This is a genomic window from Alicyclobacillus macrosporangiidus CPP55 (assembly GCF_000702485.1).
Lineage (GTDB): Bacteria > Bacillota > Bacilli > Alicyclobacillales > Alicyclobacillaceae > Alicyclobacillus_H > Alicyclobacillus_H macrosporangiidus_B.
Genome location: NZ_JNIL01000001.1, coordinates 1848678 through 1869715 on the forward strand (window position 1 = coordinate 1848678; position 21038 = coordinate 1869715).

Here is a 21038-nt window from a genome sequence, read left to right on the forward strand (position 1 = left end):
CGTACCCCCGTTGACACGTGGACCTCGTTTGCATACGATGTTCAATAAATATTGAATTCAATTTATATAGAATACCTGAATGAAGGTACAGGAAGAGGTGACTCGATGAATCCGCACCTCCAGCACGTGCCTGCGTCCGGCCAGCGGATCGACATCGGCGCCCCATCGCCGTACACCGTCCGCGTCAGCGTGTCACCGATCTATGAATGTGCGCTCGACATCGCGGCCTTCACGTACCCCGAGATCCACGACAAGCTGGAACGCGGCCTGCAGGCCCTGCAGGACATGCGCCAGCGGATGTCGGCAGCGCTCGAGCGCGAGGTTCAACTCGCCGGCCAGGTCCACACCTGGCGCAGCCTGCTGCTCTTGGGGCACCGTTGGGACGAGCAGGAGCACACCCCGTGGCCCGAGCACGTGCCGCGGTTGTGCGTGTGGATGGAAGCGCGCGAAGCGGATCTGTTGCACCTGGCGGCCCCGTATCTCGGCGAAGGCGACGCGCCGCGACTGGCGGCGGCCCTCAACGGGGATCCGGCCGCCCAGGCGGACTTGGTGGCCCGGCACCAGGACAACCCCCTGGTCGGACCGCACCTGTCCTATCTGTTTCGGACCCCTCCGAAAGCCCTGCGGGAGCACCTGACTGCGCTTCTCACCCGGTGGTACGACGAGATGATGCCGGAGACCCGCGGTTCCGCCGGGGACGGCGCCGCCGGGCGGGCGGCCTGGATGGAAGCGCTGCATCGCGAAGCCGAACGGATGCGCGAGCTCGCCGCACGCAACCCCGCCGCGGCCATCGTCCACCTCGCCACGCGCGGGCTCGACGTGCCGCCGCAGCCCGGGATCCACACCGTCTGGCTGGTCCCGCAGATCGCATACCGGCCCTTCACCATTGTGAACCACCTGCCGGGCAGCACCGTGTACTACTACCCTCTGCCGGAAGAACAGCTGCCGGGTCACCCGGCCGACGCGTTGCTCGTCCGCGCCGCCACCCTGTACAAGGCGCTCGGCGATGTCCAGCGCCTGCGCCTGTTGCGATGGCTCAGCACAGGGCCACAGTCGCTCGCCCAATTGACGGATCGTCTCGGGGCGACCAAGTCCAACGTCCACCATCACCTGTCCCTTCTGCGCGCCGCCGGGCTCGTCCGCGTCGCCGGGGGCGTCTACACGCTGGACGAGGCGGCCTTGGACCAGGTGGGTACCGCGTTGATCGCGATGCTCGGCGGCTGCGGGGGAGACGGCGTGTGAACGGGTGGCGGACCGTGCCGCGCCGCTCCGCCGCTGACCGCCTGCGCTCGCCGGACAGCATGTGGACCAACCGGGACTTCGTCTGGTTCATCAGCGGGCGCACCATTTCCCAGTTCGGCACCGCCATGACCACGTTCGCCATCCCGTGGCTGCTGCTCGAACGCACCGGATCGGCCGCACAGACGGGGCTCGCCTTCGCCGTCGGCTTCGTCCCGTACATCGTGCTCTCCCTGCCTGCCGGGGTGTGGGCTGACCGGCGGGATCGACGGCGGCTCATGCAGGGGGCGGACGCCGGCCGCCTCGTCCTCCTGGCGTCGATCCCGCTGTCCCAAGCATTCCTCGGCCATCCGCCACTGCTCCTGCTGTATGCGGCACAGGCGGGGGTGAGCGCGCTGTCGGCGATCTTTGACGCGGCATACGGGGCGTGCCTGCCCAATCTCGTGCCCCCAAATCATCTGCCCGCGGCCAACAACGCCCTGCAACTGGGCAGCTCCCTCAGCCGCACCGTCGGGCCGGTGCTGGCCGGCGCCACCGCGGGCGTCATGGGGGCGGCGAATACCATCGGGATCGACGTGGCGACCTATGGGGTGTCCATCCTCACCCTGCTCTGCATCCGCCGCCCGTTTGCAAGCGCCCCCGCCCGGCCCCGACGCGGTTTCGCCAGCGAGGTCAAGGAAGGGATGGCGGTGGTGTGGCACATCCGCCCCGTGCGATATCTGTGCCTGTTTGCCACCATCATCAATCTGGTCGGCCCCGGGATGGACGTGGCTCTGTTGTACCGCGTCCAGCACGAGCTGCATCTGCCGTCCCTGTGGGCCGGGTGGGTCATGACCGGGCTTGGTGCCGGGATGCTCGCCGGTTCTCTCGCGTACCGCCTGCTCGGCGGTCGCCTCCGGTCCTGGCTCACCGCCTCGGCGGCGGGACTGGTCGTCCCCCCGTTGCTGCTTGCGTTCATCCGCACGCCCGTGTGGATGGTCGTAGTACAAGGGGTCATCGGCGTCCTGCTCACGGTCTGGAACGTCCAATCCGTCACCCTGCGCCAGACCCTCATCCCGGACGAACAGCGCGGGCGCTGCAGTAGCGTGTTCCGCCTGTTCGCCTGGGTGTCGATCCCGCTCGGCGACGCCCTCGCGGGCATCGTGAGCGATCGCCGGGGCACCGGTGTCTACTTCCTGTGGTCTTGCGCGGTGCTGGGAGCGATGGCGGCCTGGACGCGGCGTATGCGCCTCGACCTGGCGATTGAGCGTCGCACGGAAATGGAATATCGTGCATCTTTATAGGATATATTTTTATCATCCGAATGTACAACCATTTGTTCGACACATTGCACAAACTGATGTACAATGGAGGTGAGATGCCATGGATGAAGAGGAGTCTATCCGCATGGACACGACCTTTTCCAAAGAAGAGATGATCCAGGCGAACCAGTTCCGTACGATCTCGCAAAAGGCTTTGCAGCAGCAACTCCGGAAACACGCAAAAATCGGGGTGTTATTCCCAAGTACCGGCCTAAGTGCCGTCATGATGTCCTACGAACGTTACGAGGCGCTGATCAAACGTCTCAACGAATTGGAAAATGCACTCGAGGACATCGAGATAGCAAAGACGTATGGCTCTCGCCTACAGACACCTGAAGAAGAGTGGATCAATCATCCCGAGGGTGTTTCAACCGTCGAATTGTACCGGCAACGTCAGAAGGAACGAACTGGCCAATGAACAGAGTCTACCATCCCGAATTCCTCGACGCCGCAAGAAAAAGTTTCATTCGATGCTGAGGCCCCCGCAGGGGCTCAGGACAGATATGCGTTTGGTGTATCGGTGTGATCTCGCCACAAACACACTGTATGTTCTTGGGGTTGGGAAACGACGCCCTTATCAGGACGATGACATTTACGCACTACTCGATTTGCGAAGTCCGATTTGAAATGTAAGAACCCTCCATTGGCGCCCCGACAGGTCAGTCCAATACTAGAAGCCCCTTCGTCACGTGCAGCCCGCCGTAGCGGTCCAGCACGGCCGGGATCTCCTCCAGGCTGAAGCGGTGGGAAACCAGCGGCGACACCTGGATCTTGCCGTCCCGCGCGAGGGCGATGGCCCGGGCGTGCGTGTCCGGGTTGATGAACGACCCCCGGATGGTAAGTTCCCGCGAGAACACCTCGTAGGGGGACAACTGCACGGCGGTCGCTGGATCGGCCACGCCGAACAGCAGCACTTGGCCGCCTCGGCCGGCGCAGCGCAAGGCCGCCTGCATGGTCTCGGGACGGCCGACGCACTCCACCACCAGGTCCGCGCCGCTGCCGAACTGCTCCGCCACCAGCTGTTCCGGCGGTACCTGCGCCGGGTCCGCCACCAGGCGGCCTCCGAACCGTGCGGCCAGCGCCCGCTTGGCGGGGTCCGGTTCACTGACCACGATGGGCGATGCGCCCAGCCGATCCAACAGCTGCACCATCATGAGGCCGATATACCCACCGCCGATCACCAGCGCCGACTGGCCGGGATGCACGCTCAACCGCTCGATGCCGTGCAGGCAGCACCCGAGCGGTTCCATCAAGGCCCCGTCAATGAAGGACAGCTCGTCGGGCAGCCGGTAGCAGTTGGCGGCGGGCACCGTGCAGAACTCGGCCATCCCGCCATCACGGGTGACCCCCACCGCCTGCAGGTGCTCGCACAGGTGTTTGCGGCCGTCCCGGCAGTACCGGCAGTGGTGGCAGTAGATATTCGGATCGACGGTCACCCGGTCCCCCGGCCGAAAGCCGCTGACCCCCGGCCCCACCTCGTCGATCACCCCGGCCAGCTCGTGACCCAGGACGATGGGCGGGTGCACCTCGGCGGAGCCCGGTTTGCCGTGGTAGATGTGCAGATCGGTGCCGCAGATGCCGCAGGCCCGCACCTGAACGCGCACCTCCCCCGGCCCCGGAACAGGCGTCGGCAACGCTTGAACGACCATCTTCTCCTTGCCCAACAGAACCGCCGCCCTCATGCATCTCCCTCCTTCGTCGGATTGAGGGCCGCCGCATTGAGCGCCCGGACGCGCAGGGCGTCCCAGTGGACAGGCTGCCCGTCCAGCGTGCGCACCTGTACCGTGCGCGTCTGGCCCGCCGTGAGGTCGAAGTGGTTGTCGCTGCAGAGCACCATCGGCTGCCCGAAGTCCAGGGTGACCAAGCGGGCGTGCCGGTCTGCCGTGACGGTGACGACACGCTCGTCGCCATCCGCGTGCCAGGTGAGGCGGGTGACGGGCAGGCGGAGGTCCTTGGGATCGCAGAAGTAGTACAGGTTCTCCGGCGCCTGGCCGCCGGCGGATCGCAGCCGCAGGGCCACCGTCTCCGGCGAGGCGCCGCGAAGCATCTCTTCGCCATCCGCCTCCCCCACGCAGCGGGCTTCGTTGCACAGGCCCCGGACCGCGAACCGGCGCGACCACAGGACGCGGCCGTCGAAGTCCAGCACCTCCGCCGCCAGTTCATCGGTGTACGGCGTTCTGCCGTCGTGGACGGCCCAGAAGGTCACCCGGCCCGACGCCTCAAACCGCGCGCACAGCAGCACCGGATGGAAGAAGCGGCGCGCATACGAGTACGCCGCCTTCGGCAGCAGGTGGTAATCGACGATGGACCAACTGGTTCCGGGCCAGCAGTCGTTCAACTGCCAGATGAGCGCGCCGCTGGTCTCAAACTTGCGCCGGCGGTAGTGCTCCACCCCGAACTTCAGGCCCTCCGCCTGGGTCAGCATGGAGAAATCGATGTACTCCTCCAGCGTACGCGGCAGGCCCGTGTACCCTTCCATCATCCACAGGCCCTTCTCCGAATGCGTGTCCTTGTTTCGGTAGGCCAGCGCCGGGCTGTCCCAAGCCAGCTCATCTTCCGGGATCCACCGCGACAGGGTGTAGCGGCTCGCAGCCGCGTGGATGCCGAACTCGCTGACGAAGCGTGCCTCGTCCTCGGCGTAGTGGCGAAACGAGATCCCTTCCGGGCTGAAGTTGGTCCACTCGGGCTCGCCGAACCGGCGCGGATACACGTGGCCGTGCCAGACCTGCCAGTTGTGGCGGTCACCTTCTTCGGCGGCGTTGTGATCGCTGCCGCCATACGGGGAGCTCGGCCAGTAGAACCGCCCGGGGTCCAGCTCCGCCAACACGGCAGGGATGAGCTCGTGATAGATCCGCTCGCCGTAAAACGGCGTGTCGATCTCGCCGGTCACTCGCCCCCGCTCCCAGATCCAGTCGTTCTCGTTGTTGCCGCACCACAGAGCGATGCACGGGTGATTGCGAAGATGCCCCACCACGTGGCGGACCTCCCGCTCCACCTCCTGCAGAAAGGGTTGGTTGAAATCCGGGTACAGGGCGCAGGCGAACATAAAGTCCTGCCACACCAGGATGCCCAGCCGATCGCAGGTCTCGTAGAAGACGTCCTTCTCGTAGATGCCCCCGCCCCACACCCGCAGCATGTTCATGTGCGCCTCGCGGGCCAACTCGAGCAGGGCCAGGTACCGGCTGTCCGGCGCCGCCCCTACGAAGCTGTCCACCGGAATCCAATTGGCCCCCTTGGCGAACACCGGCACCCCGTTGAGGACGAAGGTGAAAGCCGGCCGCCCTTCCGCGTCCCGGGTGCGCACCTCCAGCGTGCGGATGCCCACCTCGAGCTCCGCCCGGTCCACCGGTGCCCCCTCCGCGGACACCTCCACCACCAGGCGGTACAGGTGGGGCTCCCCCAGGTCGTGGGTCCACCACAGTTTCGGACGCCTCACCCGGAGGGTGGTTTCGAAGCGGCCAAGCCCGGCGGGCCGCCGATGGGACGCCACCAGAACGCCGCCGTCCTCCAGCCGGACGGCCACCTCCAGCCCCGATGAAGGCCCCGACGACGACCCGGACGAAGCTCCGAACGTAGACCTCGAAGCGACGGGCGCCACGTCCACCGTCACCTGCAGCGTGGCCTCCGCCTCGCTCGCGTCCAGCGTCTGCACCGCCACCGACGCCACCCGGGCGATCCGCCGCCGCTCCAGCCGCACCGGTTTCCAGATGCCCGCGGTCACCAGTCGCGGCGCCCAGTCCCAGCCGAAGTGCATCTGCGCCTTGCGCACCCAGATGCGCTCCCCGCTGAAGCCGGACCAGAAACGGACGTCCTTGCCGTGCAGGCGTTGTGCCACCGGATCGAACCGGATGGCCAGGGTGTTCCGTCCCGGCACCAACAGCCGCGTCACGTCCACGGTGAGGGGGACGAACATGTTGGCGGACTCGGCCACCTCGAGCCCGTTCAGGTACACGGTGGCGAAGGTGTCGAGCCCTTCGAAGACGAGCACGACCTGCTCATCGGGCTGGAGTTCTTCCTCGAAGGAGAACCATGTCCGGTACCACCACACCTGCTCCTCCACCCAGCGGCAGCGCTGATCGTTGTCGTGGAAAAACGGGTGTTCAATGACCCGATGGCGAATCAGGGTGGTGTGCACATCCCCCGGCACTTCGGCTGGGAGCCAGCCTTGGTCGTCGTAATCGGGGCTGGCGACGTCCGAAGGATGCGCGGCACCCGGTTCGAACCCCTTTATCTTCCAGTTGTCGTGGAGCTGCATGGAACCACCTCGTGGTATGCGGTAAAGGGCGGCCGCCGTCCGGGCGACTCGGCGAAGGCCAGCCACCGGGTCACCCTGCACGCCCGCACCGCACCCTGCGTCACAACTGCGGACGCTCGCCGGTGTTGCGGAGAAACGCCTCGACCGTCTCCCGTGCGGGCATGGCGGGGATGCCGCCGGTCTTCGTGGTGGAAAGGGCCGCCACCGCGTTGGCGAAGCGGGCGATCGACGCCAGGGCGTCCCGGTTTAAGCGGGATCGAAGGTTGGGATCCGAGAGATGGGACAACACCCCGGCCACGAAGGCATCCCCCGCCCCCGTCGTATCGATAGCCTGCACCGCAGGCGCCGGGACATACCCCGTTTCCTGGTGAAGCCGGTAGAAACACCCGTCCTTCCCCAGCGTGACGAAGACGATCCCGACGTCGTATTCACGCAGCAGCTGCGCCGTTCCGCGCTCGGGATCCGCGTCCCCGGTGAGGAAGTCGAGCTCTTCCTCCGACACCTTCAGCAGGTCCACCTCCGGAAGGCAGGAGAGGATGGTCTGCCGCGCCGCCTCCGGGGTGTCCCAGAGGGCCAGGCGGACGTTCGGATCGAAGGAGATGAACCGCCCGCACTGCTTCGCGTGGGCCAGCGCCCGCAGGGTGGCGGTGCGCGCCGGGTCTCGCGTCAACGACACCGAACCGAAATGGAACACCTCGGCATTCTGGATGAGGTCGAACCGTACCTCGTCCGGCGCGAGCGTGCTGTCAGCCCCCGGGTTCCGGTGAAAGGTGAAGCTGCGCTCACCGTCGTCAGCGAGATCCACGATCACGAGGGTCGTCGGGACCCCCTCCGCGTACACCAGGCCGGTGGTGTCCACCCCGCACCCTTTTAACGTCTGTGCCACGAGGCGGCCGAACCCGTCATGGCCCACCTTTCCGATGAATGCAGTGCTCCGGTTCAGCTTCGCCAACGCTGCCGCCACGTTGGCGGGCGCCCCGCCGGGGTGAGCCGCGTAGACGGGAGACCCCGGCAAGGTGCTGGCCCCAGCGGCGTCCCCAGGGGCGGGTGCCGCGGCCGATTCGTCCACCGGGCCGGCTTGAGCATCTGCGCTCAGCGCGCCCAGGGGCGCGAGATCGATGAGCGCCTCCCCCAACGCGATCACGTCGTACATCTGCCTTCACCTTCCCGTTTCATCACGCCCATCCGCAGGATGCCTCCATCCGCCCCAACCGCCTGCGTCCGGCCAGTAGAAAAATGTCTGCTTTGCCTGTATTCTACCGTTATCCTGGGGTCTTTGGGAGGTGTGGCTGGTGTTTATTCGCAATTGCCTGACGCCTCGGAGTGAGCTCACCGTGGTCTCCCCGCAGGAGACGGTTGCGTCTGCCCTGGCCAAGCTGGAGGAGCACCTCAGCCTGCCGTGCGTGCGTGAGGACGGCACATTCGCCGGCATCGTCAGCAAGCGCACCCTGTTCGAAGGATTGTGCAGGTACCGGAGCGCGGCCGGTGGCACCGATCCGTTCGCGTCGTTTCTGCAGCAGCCCGTCGCACCGTGCATCGACGACAGCATCCGGACGCTGGCGCTCGACGATCCGTTCGAGGACACCCTCGACATCATCATCCGCCACCCGTTTGTGCCCATTGTCGCCGAAGGAAAGCTCCTCGGCATCGTCAAGCGCGGAGACATCCAGCACGCCCTCGGCATCGCGTTTGCCATCGGGCAACCGGCGGATCGACTGCTCGTCGGTGCGCCCGAGATAGAAGGCGCGTTGCACCGGCTCTTCACCATCACCCACCGCCTGGACTTGAACATCGTCACCGCCGTCACGTTTGACGCCCGCCGGGACGCGCTCAACCGCCGCATTCTGCTGAAGGTCCGCCCCACAGGTGCACTGGACCGTTTGGTGACCGAGCTGGAGCGCGCGGGATTCCACGTGATCCAGGTGACCCGCCACGACGACACGGTCGCATGATCTTGCCGGCCCCACTGGGGCGCCGGTGCCGAGGAGGCGGCCGACGGATTCCCGGGGCGCCGGGCAGGCGGTCGCCCCGGTCCGAAACGGATCGATCCCCTTCCACGTCCATTCGGATAGAGGGGGCGAAGGTATGAAGCGGAAGATGTTGCTCATCCTCGTCACACTCGCGCTGACCGGGTGTGCGCCAGGTCTATCGCCGCCGGCCGGTGGGCCGCCTTCCTCCGGCACCGCGGCGTCATGGCCCTATGAACTCGTGATCTGGAAGGGTCACACGTACAGGGTCACGGGGGAAGCGGTGACCGAGATCGGCCAGCCCATCGGACAGGTGACCCAATCGTCGGACGACGAGACGTCGCGCCCAAATGGGACCTTCTCCAATGGACTTCCTGTCGGAACGCGCCTTTTCGCCATCCCGGGCGTGCCCACCGACGCCGCCTTTGCCGTGCAAACGAAGGAAGGGGGCTACGTCAAGGCCGTGGAGACTGGGGTGTACGAACCGAATGGACACTGACTCCGCCGACTTCTCCGGTGGATTATACGATTTTGCACCTTTCAGTTTGAATTCGGCAGTCCTGAAATCATTCAGCCCGACCGGTTAACCCGAGTTCTCGTACAAAAACGGCTCTCCAAGCCGGCCAACTGGCCAAGTTTGTAAGACAACTCAGCTAAAACCCGCCTCATCCGCTCCATTGACATATCAGAACCCTGGCGTTTAGTACGACGTTGCGGCTTAACACCAGGGTCTCCGGCCGTTCCCCTACCGCTCCGCCCGCACATCGTACTCGGCCCACCCGTGCTGGGTCTGACCCCACTCGTCCCAAGTCAGATCCACGCGGATCGGTGAACGCGCATCGTGCAGCCACGCCTCCACCCACAGCGAATCACCCGGCCGCAACTCCTGCTCGGTCACCCCGGCATTTCCCGTGTGGATGACCACGTGTTCCGCCTTCGACGGACCCACATACGCCACATTTGCCCGATAGTCCCAGCCCGTCGGAGACGTCGCGTCTAGCCTCGGTTGGAGATCGATCCGCCACGCCGCCCCCAGATTCTCCTCCGCGGTGCGATGCAAGGCTACCGTCGAGAAGGTCTGTGGTTGATTCGGACCGGACTCGCCTACGGCGCATCCCGTCGCGATCCCGAGCGCACACACGGCCAGCCCGAACCTGCCCAGCCTCCCTAACCTCCCCAGCCGTGTCGCACCCCGCCGCTCGGCGCGGAGCATCCCACGCACCACCTCTTCCGGGATGCGCACAAACGACCAAATCTTCTGATAAATAGAATTCCGCATGGCTGTTGACTCCTTCCCGCGTCGTCCATGCGCATGGCGTGAATGGGCGCCCTCACATGGACTCAACGGGCGCCGCACGCGGGGCTTGGCCGGCGCCGCCAGATTCACACGCCCGCCAAATCGTCGTCGTCCAGACGGATGCCCAGCTCCCGCGCCCATGCCCGTGTGCTCTGCCACAGCAGCGACACGTGATGCCGAACGCGATCCGCCGTCGTCGCGAGCGACAGCAATTCCGGCAGCGCGTCGGCGTAGTGGGCGGGCCGCGAGGGCAGCGTCATGCTTTCCGCGTACAGCGCCCGGCTGGACAGGTAGCGGTGCCGATTGACCAATCCCACCGCCATCGCGGCCCAGTAGGCGATCCCGCGGGCTTCCGCAGCCACTGTCATCATGTCGTCCGGGTGTGCAGCGAACACCTTGTACACGTGCTCGTACATATCCGTCAGGGCCTCACGCGCCAGTTCCGTGAAATCCGCCCGGGCCTCCGCCTCGGCAGCCAACGCACGGAGTAATCCGTAAACGTCCGCGGGATCGTACAGGACACGTGCGGTCCACACGGCGTCGCCCGTCACCGGCCACGTGTAGGTGACCTCCCGCGCCTTCGCCTCTTCCGCTGCTACGGACGTGTAACTGATGCCCACGAACAGGCCGTGGTGAAAGAAAGCGTACCAACGGTGCGGCACGTCGCCGTGGAAGATGGCGCGCAGCTCCAGGTCCGATTCAGGACGATCCATCCCCTTCGCCGTCGATCCTTCCAACGCCACGGCAGCCAATCGGTCTTCATACCGGGCCTGGAGCCGCGCGAGGACTTCGCTGGCCACGGTCAGACGATCCGCCGTGGAAAACAGCTTCGGTTTCCAGTCGAGGAAATCATCAGCTGCGTCAGACACAGGTTCCCTCCACCCCCCCGGTTCGCCCGACCGTACCGCAGTCACTCGCGTCCTCAGCCTTCACCCTTCATCCGACGGTCCCCGCGAAACGCCCCAACGTGTGCAGCACGTGGCACGTGCAGCGGATGCCGCCCAAGAAGTTGTCGATCCCGATGTTCTCGTTCGGCGAATGGTTCGCCTCGTCGAAGTTCGCGTACGGCACGATGATGGACGGCACGCCGAGCGTCTTCGTCCACACCGCGTCCGGGAGGCTGCCGCCGAGGCTCGGCTGGAGTACCGGATCCATCCCGTACGCCGTGCGCACCGCCTCGGTGACCACCCGCACCACATCCAGGTCCGCCGGCGTCCGCGACGGACGCATCGCCCCCAGGTGGCGCACCTCCACATCCGGGGCATGGCGGCGAACGTGATCGCAGAACTTCCGGTAGATGTCGTCCGGATCCTGATCGGCCACGAGGCGCATGTCGATCTTCACCGTCGCCGTCGCCGGGATGATGGTCTTGCTGCCCTCGCCACCGTAACCGCTGTGGAAGCCGCAGATGTTGAGCGTCGGTTCCAGCGACAGTTTGCGATAGTACGTGGGTCCGTCCAAATCCAGCGCCGGGTAGCCGATCTGTTTCGCCACTCGATCCCGGTCGTACGGCAACGACTTCAACAGCTCCAGTTCCGTTTCCGTCGGTTGGCGGACGTCATCGTAAAATCCTTCAATCAAGATGCGGCCGTCCGCGCCCTTCATCGTCCCGAGCAGGTGCACCAAGGTCCAGGCCGGGTTGGGGACGATGTTGCCCTTGTTCCCGGAGTGGTTGTCCCACGCCGCGCCCCGCGCCGTCAGCTCCACGTACAGCATCCCGCGCACCCCTAGCAGGACAATTGGCGCGCCGCTGTCGTGCATCGGGCCATCCGAGGTGTAGACGAGATCGGCCCGCAGGAGATCGCGGTGGCGATCGACGAACCCATCCAGGTGCGGGCTGCCCGTCTCCTCCTCGCCCTCGAGCAGCACCTTCACGTTGACCGGCAGCTCCCCAAACGCGTCCAAGTACGTTTTGATGGCCAACAGTTGGGCCATGAACTGGCCCTTGTTGTCGCCCGCCCCGCGCGCGTAGATGCGGCCGTCGCGGAGAGTGGGCTCGAAGGGCGGCGAGATCCACGCCTCCAGCGGATCGGGCGGCTGCACGTCATAGTGTCCGTAGATGAGCACCGTGAACGCCCCCGGCTCCCGGATGCGCTCGCCGTAGATCATCGGATACCCGTCGGACGGCATGAGGCGGGCATCGAGGCCGCAGGATCGCATGAAGTGGACGATCCACTCGGCGCACGCCTCCATGCCGACGTTTTGCGTGCTGATGCTCGGTTGGCGAAGGAGGGTGAAGAGTGCCTCCAAGTATTCGTCGCGACGTTCGGTCAACAAGGCTGAGAGGTTCTCCATGGATTCACGTCCTTTGTATAGATCGCTCTGCGCGTGCGAGCGCCTGACGGGCGTTTGGCGCGGACACCTCACCCAGCGGAGGCGTCCTGGGCTCCGCCGGATGTGTGACGAGCCCACACCCGCATCCGGATCCCGTACCGGGGGCGAAGCGTGATCAGCGGCTGCGGCACCACGATCGGCTCCGCCAGCTCCTCAAAGCGCCACCGGCGGGCGAACGCAGCGACCAGCAGCTGCGCCTCCAGCAGGGCGAACTGGTTGCCAATGCACACGCGAGGCCCACCGCCGAACGGGAAGTACACGAAGGGCGGCAGCGTCTTGATGAAGTCGTTCTCCCAGCGCTCAGGGAGAAAGGCGTCCGGCTCTTCAAAGTATTTGGGGTGCCGGTGCATCAGGTACTGGCTCATCAGCAGCGTATCGCCACGGCGGAAGCGCCACGGGCCGATGGTCACATCCTCGACGGCCTCGTAGCCGAGCGTCCAAGCGGCCGGCAGGAGGCGCATAGACTCCCGTACCACACAGGTGACGTAGGGCAGGTGCGGCAGATCGTCCAGGGTGGGCGCGCGATCGCCGAGCACCCGATCCAGCTCGGCGTGCAACTTTCTCTCCGCCTCCGGGTGATGCGCCAGCAGGTGCCACGTCCAGGACAGGGTGTTCGCGGTCGTCTCGTGGCCCGCGAGGAAGATGGTCATCACCTGGTCGCGCACCTCGGCGTCCGTCATCCCGCTGCCGTCCGTCTCATCACGCGCCGCGAGGAGCATGGAGAGCAGGTCACCGCCCGCCACCCCAGTGGGCAGTCCCTCATCCGCGGCGGACTCAGGACCGGCCATCGCCTCAGATGCCTTACGGCGCTGGCCGATGATGCGGTAGACCACCCCGTCCAGCGTCCGGATGGCCTGGTTCACCGCACGCCGCCGCCGCGATGGCCACCAGTCGGGCGGCCGCACGGGTGCGAGTGTATCGGCGATGACGGCTTCGATCACGGTGTCGATCGCCCGCCCGATTTCCTCGGTCTCCTCCGGAACCTGGTACCCGAACATGGTCCGCGCGATGATGCGCAGGGTCACGTCCATCATGTCGCGAGAGAGCAGCCGCTCCTCGCCGTCCCGCCACCCCTCCGCCAACCGCTCCGCAGCCTCCACCATCGCGTCGGCGTAGCGGCTGACCTGTCGGGCGTGAAATGCGGGCTGCATCATGCGCCGGTGCCGCCGGTGCGTCTCTCCCTCGCTCGTCAACAGGCCGTCGCCGAGCACCCGGCGCGCCAACTGCAGCGCCCGGTCCTTGCGGAACGCCCCGGGCTTTTCGACAAGCACTTCTCGGATGTACGCCGGATTCGCGAGCACGAACACGCGCCGCCTGCCGAAGCGAAGTTGGGCCACATCGCCGTATGTGTCGCGCACCTGTGTCAGGAACCCGAGCGCGTCGGTCCGAAACGCGCCCACGTGGCCGAGCAGCCAGTGACCGGGCGGCCCCGGGATATGGCCCGCATCCAGCGGCGGGCCTGAGCGGTCCGGTGTGGCCGGGCCGCCTGTACCCCTTGTCATCGGAAGGTCCTCCATCCGCAACCCTCCTTGCCGTGCAAGCGCCGTAGCGCCCCGTCCCCCTTCAATCTCTACGCCACGTATACCAGCCGGATGTCGCGCAGCACCGGGATCGAGCTGCGCAGCGCCTGAACCAGATCCTCCTGCACCGGCTCGTCCACCTCGCACACCGTCACGGCCTCCCCGCCGCGGCTGCGCCGCTCCAGCGCCAGGCGGGCGATGTTGTAGCCGCTCGCGTCGAGGATGCGCGAAACCGTCGCGAGAAACCCTTTGCGATCCTCATGGTACAAAATCAACGTCGGCCGCTCACCCGAGAACTTCAGCGGCAGCCCGTCCAGCTCCTGCACCTCGACCTTGCCGCCACCGATGGAGCTGGCCAAAACCTGCACGGTGTGCGTGTCCCCTGTCGCCGTCACCAGCACCGTGTTCGGATGCACCATGCCGAGGTTGACCTTCGCGAACGCGTACTGCAGGCCGTGAGACGCCGCCACCTGCTCCGCGTTCGGGATGTCCTCGCTGTCCGTCGGCAACCCCAGCACCCCGGCCAACAGCGCGAGATCCGTGCCATGGCCGCGGTACGTCTCCGCGAAGCTGCCCGCCAGCTCAAACTTCACCCGCCGCGGCGCCTCCCCCAGCACCTGCCGGACGATGTTCCCGATCCGCACCGCCCCTGCCGTGTGCGAACTGGACGGCCCCACCATCACCGGCCCGATGATGTCAAACGCGCTCTGGTACTTCACGACTCGTCCCCCCGACTTCTCTCACCGGTCCTCCCGGCCACGGCCGGTTCCCGGCACGCCGCCTCCGCGCCCCGCGGGGCCGCGCGATCGCCGAACACCTTCTCCCGCAGCGACTTGCCCGTCGGCGTGCCCGCGAGGCCGCCGATGCCCGTCTCGCGCAGCGACACCGGCATGTCCTTGCCGATTTGGTGCATTACCGCAATCACCTCGTCCGGCGGGATGATGCTGCGCACCCCCGCCAGCGCCATGTCGGCCGCCGTCATCGCTGTGATGGCGTGCAGGCCGTTGCGCACGATGCACGGCACCTCCACCAGGCCGCCCACGGGATCGCACACCAGGCCGAGTGAGTTTTTCAGCGCAAGGCCCACCGCGTGCCCGACCTGCTCCGGCGTGCCGCCCGCCAGCTCGACCAGGGCGCCCGCCGCCATGGCCGTGGCCGATCCGACCTCCGCCTGACATCCCCCGGCCGCACCAGAGATGGACGCCGAGTTGGCGATCACCAGGCCAATCGCAGCCGCGGTCAACAGCGCCATCACCAGCTCCTCGCGCCGGTAGCGCCCGCTGTCCAGGGCCGCCACCAGCACCCCCGGCAGAATCCCTGCCGATCCGGCCGTCGGCGTGGCCACAATCCGCCCCATCCCGGCGTTGACCTCCGACACCGCGAGCGCATACGCCGTGGCCCGCAGCGTGTCGGGGTGCACAAAGCTCTGCCCCCGTTGCAGGTACTCGTACATGCGGTGCCCGTCGCCGCCCGTGATGCCGCTTCGCGTCATCACCGGCTCGCGCGTGCCTTTGCGCACCGCCTCCTCCATGACGTCGAACTGGCGGGCCATGCGCGCCAAGATCTCCTCTTTCGACCGCCCCGTCTCTTCTGATTCCACTTCGAGCATCAGCCGTCCGATGGTCAGGCCGCGCTCGTTGGCCATCCGGATCAACTCGTGCAGATGTGTGAACGCCACCAAAACCCCTCCAACACGCCATCGCCCCGCGGGTCCGTCTCCAGCACCAACCCGACGGGGGCCGCCATGAATGCGCTCTCAGGGCGCCCCCTCGCCCGGCGCCCGCCGCTCCTGCTCCATCCTAAGCCACAGGCGTGCGGAGAGCAACAGGATCACCCCGGCAGGATGACGGTGAATGGCACGGGCGCGAGATCGAAATCCCGGTATGCGGCGTCCGGGTCTGTGCACACGTTGCCTTCGAGCAGCATGGTCAGTTGGTCTTGGGTGATGGGGAAAGAAGGAAACCGTTGGAGGATCGGAACCATGGCCCGCATCACGCCGACGGGCACGCGCACCGTCCGCAGCGGGCGGCCTAGTGCGGCGGCGATGCGGCGAAGGATGTCCAGGTACGTGAGGACCTCCGGGCCACCCAGCTCGTACGCGGCGTCCCTGGGGGACGCGACGGCCTGCGAGATCGCCTCCGCCACCGTCTCGACAGCCACCGGTTGGAGAGGGAAGCTTCCGTCACCGATGACGGGAACCACCGGGGCCGACTGCACCAGGTCCGCCAGCTGACCGACGAACTCCGGCCCGGGGCCGCCGCGCCCGAAGATCACGGAGGGCCGGAAGATGGTGTAGCGCAGGCCACTGGCCCGCACGGCCTCCTCGGCGGCCCACTTGGTCCGGTGGTACGCCGACACGGCGTCCGGCCGCGCCCCGAGGGCGCTCATGTGCACCATCCGGCCGATCCCCGCCTGACGGGCCGCGGCCAGCACGGCGCGGGTCGCATCCACGTGCATGCGCTGCATGGTCACGCCGCGGCGCGGCATCTCGCGGATGATGCCGACCAGGTGCACGACGGCGTCACAGCCCCACATGCCCACCGCAAGGGCCGCCTCGTCCGTCACCTCCCCGGTGACGATCTCCACGTCCGCCCGCCGCAGGGGCCGCACCGACCCCGGACGCTGCAAAACGACCACCTTATGCCCCGCTCGCACCAGGGCATTCACCACCGGGACCCCCACGTAGCCCGTCCCGCCTGTGACGAACACGCGCACACCCGCTCACCTGCCCTGTCGGCCGCATCGCAGCGCGCCCGTGTCACGGACCGGCCGTCCGCAGGACGGCGCGACCGAACCGGGATGCGCACCCCCGCGGGCTCGCCTGTGGCCGTTCACTCCTCTTGATTATGACTGTTGTCAGACGGTTTTGTCGAGTGCGCCTGCCCCTCCTGTGGCTGTCCGTACACGTGCGCGACCGTCTGATTGAATTTCACCAACAGCTCGGCGAACCGGGCCCGCTCCTCCGGCGTCCACCCCTGCAGCAGATCGCTGTACATGGCCCGCCGGCCCATCCGGGCCTGCGCCAACCGCTCGCGACCGGCGTCCGTCAGCTGCAGGAGGGACACCCGACCATCCTCTGGATCGGCGTGCCGAACCACGTATCCCTTCGACTCCAGGGCGGCCACCTGCCGGCTGACGGTCGAGATGTCGAGCACGAACGCATCCGCCAAGGCCCGGATGGACATCGGGCCCTGGTGATCCAACCGGTTCATCAAGAGGTACGCCGAGCGCTCCAGGATGGCCGCGCGCGGATCGAACGTGCGCGCCGTGTCCGCCCGTCGGATGAGCAGCGCGATGGCCTGCTCAATCTGCGCGATCGGGTCCATCGGCTGAGGCCCCGGCTGTTTCGGCCCTTCCATCATGATCCCTCCTCCAGCGGCCTTGACGATCCGATGAATGGTTGTATACTACAACTATTGAATTCCGATTTCAAACCTGCCTGCGCCTTCAATCCGGATGGAAAGGTGGGAATCCTCGTGCAAGTCGAAACTTCGGTCGATCACGCCGCACCCGCCCCCCACGGCGACCGCCAGAAAGCACCCGCTCCGACGAATGCTCCGCACGTGCATGGGGAGGCAGAGGTCAACCTGCTCAAGCAACCGAAGGCCGTATGGGCGGTGGCGTTCGCCTGCGTGGTCGCGTTCATGGGCCTCGGGCTGGTGGACCCAATCCTGCCTGCCATCCGCGACAAGCTGCACGCGACGCCGAGCCAAGTGGAGCTGTTGTTCACCAGCTACCAACTCATCACGGGTCTGGCCATGCTCGTCACCGGCGCGGTGTCGAGCCGCATCGGGCCGAAGCGGACGCTGCTGTCGGGCCTGTTTCTCATCGTGCTGTTCTCCGCCCTCGCCGGCGCCTCCGGGAGCATCTCCGGGATCGTCTGGTCGCGTGCGGGATGGGGTCTCGGCAACGCTCTGTTCATCGCGACGGCGCTGGCCGTCATTGTCAGCGTCGCGAGCGGCGGCACCGCAGGGGCGGTCATCCTGTACGAGGCCGCCCTCGGCCTCGGCATCTCGGTGGGCCCGCTGCTCGGCGGAGAGCTCGGCAGCATCAGCTGGCGGGGCCCGTTTTACGGTGTCGCCGTCCTCATGGCCATCGGCTTCGTGGCCATCCTCGCGATGCTGCCTCCGCTGGAGCGACCGGATCACGTCACGTCGCTGCTCGATCCCATCCGGGCCCTTCGCCACCGGGCCCTCCTCACGATGGGCCTGACGGCGCTGCTGTACAACTTCGGCTTCTTCACCCTGCTGGCATACACGCCGTTCGTCCTGAACATGGACGCGCACGGCCTCGGGTACGTGTTTTTCGGCTGGGGGGTGCTGCTCGCGATCACGTCGGTGTTCGTCGCCCCGCATGTCCAGTCCCGCCTCGGCACGGTGCCGACCATGCTCGCGATGCTTGCCCTGATTGCCGCCGATCTCCTGGTCATGGCCACCCACACCGGATCGCGCGGCATCCTCATCGCGATGGTGATCGCGGCGGGCGCGTTCCTCGGCATCAACAACACCGTCATCACCACCGCGGTGATGGAGGCCGCTCCCGTCGAACGCCCCGTGGCCTCGGCCGCCTACAGTTTTGTGCGCTTCGTCGGCGGCGCGGTCGCCCCCTGGCTGGCGGGCAAGGTGGCGGAGTGGTTCGGCCCGAGCATCCCGTTCTACATGGGCGCCGCGGGCGTCGTGCTCAGCGTCCTCGTCCTCCTCTCCGGCCGCAGCGCCCTGCGGTCTGTGTAAAAGGGAAAGGGGGATCCACCGGCGTGTCTCGCACGTCCCGGCGATCCCCCTGTTCCCCGTCTGCCGCCACCCGGGCGGACATTCCCGCTTAACAGCAGCGGGTGACTTTGCCGCTCTCGTAGCGCTCTTTCAGACAATGCATATAATATTCGCGTTCGGACATCGGCGTCTGCCCGGGATGCGCCTGGCGGTGATGCTCCAGGTACCGCTCATAGTTCGGCATCCCGAAGATGGTCTTGATGTGGGTGTTCAGACGCTTCCAGGCAGCTATCAGATTATTCATGACGCATCCTTCCTCACGCGTGAGCAGACACGCTCTGTGCCGGAACGAACTCCGACTCGTGCAGGGCAATTCGTTCCTTCTTGAACAACACCTTATACCATATGCGCAGCGCTGCCAAGACGACCAAGACGACGACGGCGACAAAGATCAGGGTGACGATGGCGTCCAGGTGATCGTTGAACACGACCTCGTGCATCTGCGCCATGTCCTTCATCGGCGCGACCACCTTGCCGGCGTCGATGGCCTTTTGAATCCCGGCAGCGTGCGCGTAGAAGCCGATCTTCGGATCGCCCGAGAACACCTTCATCAGGCCAGCGCCGAGGGTGGTGACAAGCAGCCAGATCATCGGCACAATCGTCACCCAACTGTAGCGCGCCTTGCCCATCTTGATGAGGATGGTCGTGACGACCGCGAACGCGATGCCGGCGAGCATCTGGTTCGCGATACCGAACAAGGCCCACAGCGAGTTGATGCCGCCGTACGGGTCCGTGACGCCCTGATAAAGGAAGTAGCCCCAGCCGGCCACCGTGATCGCCGAGGCGATGACGTTGAACCCGTAGTTGCGGGTGTTCGCGAACGGTTTATACACGTTGCCGATGAGATCCTGCAACATGAACCGGCCGATGCGGGTACCGGCGTCGATGGTGGTCAGGATGAACACCGCTTCAAACAGAATCGCGAAGTGGTACCAGAACGCCATGAACCCGCCGAAGAAGTGGGAGAACAGGTTCGCCATTCCGACCGCGAGTGTCGGCGCCCCGCCGGTACGGGAGAGCAGCGTCTTTTCGCCGACCTCTTTGGCGAGGTTCGTCATCTGATCCGGCGTGAGCGCGAAGCCCCAGCTGCTGATGACGTGTGCGGCGTTTGCCACGTCCGTCCCAATGGCGGCGGCGGGAGCGTTCATCGCGAAGTACACGCCCGGATCAAGCGCGCAGGCCGCGATCATCGCCATGATGCCGACGCCGGACTCCATGAGCATGCCGCCGAAGCCGATGAAGCGGGCGTGCGATTCCTTCTCCAGCATCTTCGGCGTGGTCCCGGACGACACCAGCGAGTGGAAACCGGAGACGGCGCCGCAGGCGATGGTGATGAATAGGAACGGGAACAGCGGACCCGCGAACACCGGCCCGGTGCCGTCGACGAAACGCGACACCGCGGGCATTTTCAGGTCGGGCATGACCAAGAGGATGCCGGCGGCGAGCAAGAAGATGGTGCCGATCTTCAGGAACGAGCTCAGGTAGTCGCGCGGCGCCAACAGCAGCCACACCGGCAGCACTGACGCGACGAAGCCGTAGATCATCATCAGGATGGCGAGCGTTTGGCCGCTGAAGGTAAAGTACTGGGCGAGCGAAGAGTTGGCCACCGACTGGCCGCCGATGAGCGCCAGGATCAACAGCACGAGCCCAATCAGCGATCCTTCCAGCACTTTGCCCGGGCGGACGAAGCGCATGTACAGGCCCATGATGAGGGCGATGGGGATGGTCATCGCGATGGTAAACGTGCCCCAGGGCGATCCTTTGAGCGCGTTGACGACGACCATCGCCAGCACGGCGATGAGGATGATCATGATGCTGAAGATGCCGAGCGCGCCGAGGACACCGGCCACGGGTCCGATCTCATCCTTGGCCATCTGGCCGAGCGACTTGCCGTTCCGGCGCATGGACCCCATCAGGACGACGAAGTCCTGCACCGCGCCAGCCAAGGCGACGCCGATGAGAATCCAGAGGGTACCGGGCAAATAACCCATCTGGGCGGCGAGCACGGGCCCGACCAGCGGGCCGGCACCGGCGATGGCGGCGAAGTGGTGGCCGAACAACACCCACCGGTTGGTCGGGACGAAGTCCTTACCGTCATTGAGCACCTGTGCGGGCGTGGCACGGCCGTCATTCAGTCCAAAGACTCGGTAACCGATGAATTTGCTATAAAACCGATAGGCGACGGAATACGTGACCACAGCGGCAATGACCATCCAAGCCGCCGACACGGTTTCACCGCGATGCCACGCCAAGGTGGCGAACGCGATGGCGCCGAGGATGGAGATCACGGTCCATACGGCGATTGAAACCGCTTTCTTCCCCAAATTCCCCTTCCTCCTTTTTGTTTTTCGCCATA

General features: G+C 66.2%; 19 protein-coding genes. 6 read left to right on the plus strand and 13 right to left on the minus strand.

The genetic code is table 11. The annotated features are described in order from the left end of the window. The first annotated feature begins 105 nt into the window (after window positions 1-105). The 3 genes from N687_RS22140 to N687_RS0109155 all read left to right on the plus strand — a co-directional run bounded on the left by N687_RS22140 (window position 106) and on the right by N687_RS0109155 (window position 2958). Window positions 106-1242 carry an ArsR/SmtB family transcription factor gene (locus N687_RS22140; protein ID WP_029421568.1) on the plus strand — a complete coding sequence of 379 codons (1137 nt, stop codon included), beginning with the start codon at window positions 106-108 and terminating at the stop codon, window positions 1240-1242. Continuing rightward, window positions 1239-2522 carry an MFS transporter gene (locus N687_RS0109150; protein WP_029421569.1) on the plus strand — a complete coding sequence of 428 codons (1284 nt, stop codon included), beginning with the start codon at window positions 1239-1241 and terminating at the stop codon, window positions 2520-2522. The genes N687_RS22140 and N687_RS0109150 overlap by 4 nt, the downstream gene beginning before the upstream one ends. Window positions 2523-2601: 79 nt before the next feature. After that, on the plus strand, window positions 2602-2958 hold the full coding sequence (locus tag N687_RS0109155; RefSeq protein WP_029421570.1) for a hypothetical protein: 357 nt from the start codon (window positions 2602-2604) through the stop codon (window positions 2956-2958). A gap of 241 nt (window positions 2959-3199) precedes the next feature. On the opposite strand, the gene N687_RS0109160 is transcribed toward N687_RS0109155, so the two are convergent. The 3 genes from N687_RS0109160 to N687_RS0109170 all read right to left on the minus strand — a co-directional run bounded on the left by N687_RS0109160 (window position 3200) and on the right by N687_RS0109170 (window position 7948). After that, complete coding sequence (locus tag N687_RS0109160; protein ID WP_029421571.1) at window positions 3200-4222, minus strand: zinc-dependent alcohol dehydrogenase family protein; 1023 nt, start codon at window positions 4220-4222, stop codon at window positions 3200-3202. Beyond that, window positions 4219-6795 (minus strand): beta-mannosidase, encoded by a 2577-nt coding sequence (locus N687_RS0109165; RefSeq protein ID WP_029421572.1) that lies wholly within the window; start codon window positions 6793-6795, stop codon window positions 4219-4221. Before N687_RS0109165 ends, N687_RS0109160 begins: the two co-directional genes overlap by 4 nt. Before the next feature lie 100 nt (window positions 6796-6895). Next, window positions 6896-7948, minus strand: a complete 1053-nt coding sequence (locus N687_RS0109170; protein WP_029421573.1) for a PfkB family carbohydrate kinase — start codon at window positions 7946-7948, stop codon at window positions 6896-6898. A 139-nt stretch (window positions 7949-8087) separates the two neighbouring features. Here N687_RS0109170 and N687_RS0109175 point away from each other — a divergent pair, with 139 nt between their 5' ends. Continuing rightward, complete coding sequence (locus N687_RS0109175; protein ID WP_029421574.1) at window positions 8088-8747, plus strand: CBS domain-containing protein; 660 nt, start codon at window positions 8088-8090, stop codon at window positions 8745-8747. A gap of 133 nt (window positions 8748-8880) precedes the next feature. After that, window positions 8881-9261, plus strand: a complete 381-nt coding sequence (locus N687_RS0109180; RefSeq protein WP_051663104.1) for a hypothetical protein — start codon at window positions 8881-8883, stop codon at window positions 9259-9261. 246 nt (window positions 9262-9507) lie between these two features. On the opposite strand, the gene N687_RS0109185 is transcribed toward N687_RS0109180, so the two are convergent. The 8 genes from N687_RS0109185 to N687_RS0109220 all read right to left on the minus strand — a co-directional run bounded on the left by N687_RS0109185 (window position 9508) and on the right by N687_RS0109220 (window position 17272). Beyond that, on the minus strand, window positions 9508-10041 hold the full coding sequence (locus N687_RS0109185; protein WP_029421576.1) for a hypothetical protein: 534 nt from the start codon (window positions 10039-10041) through the stop codon (window positions 9508-9510). Window positions 10042-10145: 104 nt separating this feature from the next. Continuing rightward, complete coding sequence (locus tag N687_RS0109190) at window positions 10146-10928, minus strand: kanamycin nucleotidyltransferase C-terminal domain-containing protein (protein WP_029421577.1); 783 nt, start codon at window positions 10926-10928, stop codon at window positions 10146-10148. 67 nt (window positions 10929-10995) lie between these two features. Beyond that, a complete protein-coding gene (locus tag N687_RS0109195) occupies window positions 10996-12354 on the minus strand; it encodes a M20/M25/M40 family metallo-hydrolase (RefSeq protein ID WP_029421578.1) in 1359 nt (452 codons plus the stop codon). Between the two features lie 68 nt (window positions 12355-12422). Next, window positions 12423-13895: a cytochrome P450 gene (locus N687_RS0109200; protein ID WP_081841674.1), complete on the minus strand. Its 1473-nt coding sequence runs from the start codon at window positions 13893-13895 to the stop codon at window positions 12423-12425. A 68-nt stretch (window positions 13896-13963) separates the two neighbouring features. After that, window positions 13964-14632 carry an L-serine ammonia-lyase, iron-sulfur-dependent subunit beta gene (gene sdaAB / locus N687_RS24390; protein ID WP_029421580.1) on the minus strand — a complete coding sequence of 223 codons (669 nt, stop codon included), beginning with the start codon at window positions 14630-14632 and terminating at the stop codon, window positions 13964-13966. Continuing rightward, the gene (gene sdaAA, locus N687_RS24395; protein ID WP_197029252.1) at window positions 14629-15591 is read right to left on the minus strand and encodes an L-serine ammonia-lyase, iron-sulfur-dependent, subunit alpha; all 963 of its coding nucleotides are present in this window, start codon (window positions 15589-15591) and stop codon (window positions 14629-14631) included. Before sdaAA ends, sdaAB begins: the two co-directional genes overlap by 4 nt. A 152-nt stretch (window positions 15592-15743) precedes the next feature. Further along, the gene (locus N687_RS0109215; RefSeq protein WP_029421582.1) at window positions 15744-16628 is read right to left on the minus strand and encodes a complex I NDUFA9 subunit family protein; all 885 of its coding nucleotides are present in this window, start codon (window positions 16626-16628) and stop codon (window positions 15744-15746) included. Window positions 16629-16744: 116 nt separating this feature from the next. Further along, the gene (locus tag N687_RS0109220; RefSeq protein WP_231493444.1) at window positions 16745-17272 is read right to left on the minus strand and encodes a MarR family winged helix-turn-helix transcriptional regulator; all 528 of its coding nucleotides are present in this window, start codon (window positions 17270-17272) and stop codon (window positions 16745-16747) included. Between the two features lie 204 nt (window positions 17273-17476). On the opposite strand from N687_RS0109220, the gene N687_RS0109225 reads away from it, so the two are divergent. After that, the gene (locus tag N687_RS0109225; protein ID WP_029421584.1) at window positions 17477-18643 is read left to right on the plus strand and encodes an MFS transporter; all 1167 of its coding nucleotides are present in this window, start codon (window positions 17477-17479) and stop codon (window positions 18641-18643) included. 88 nt (window positions 18644-18731) lie between these two features. Here the strand turns inward: N687_RS0109225 and N687_RS0109230 are convergent, their stop codons facing one another. Both N687_RS0109230 and N687_RS0109235 read right to left on the minus strand, forming a co-directional pair. Next, window positions 18732-18926, minus strand: a complete 195-nt coding sequence (locus N687_RS0109230) for a YbdD/YjiX family protein (RefSeq protein ID WP_029421585.1) — start codon at window positions 18924-18926, stop codon at window positions 18732-18734. A 13-nt stretch (window positions 18927-18939) separates the two neighbouring features. Next, window positions 18940-21006, minus strand: coding sequence for a carbon starvation CstA family protein (locus N687_RS0109235; protein ID WP_029421586.1), 2067 nt, complete (start codon window positions 21004-21006; stop codon window positions 18940-18942). Window positions 21007-21038 lie beyond the last annotated feature (32 nt).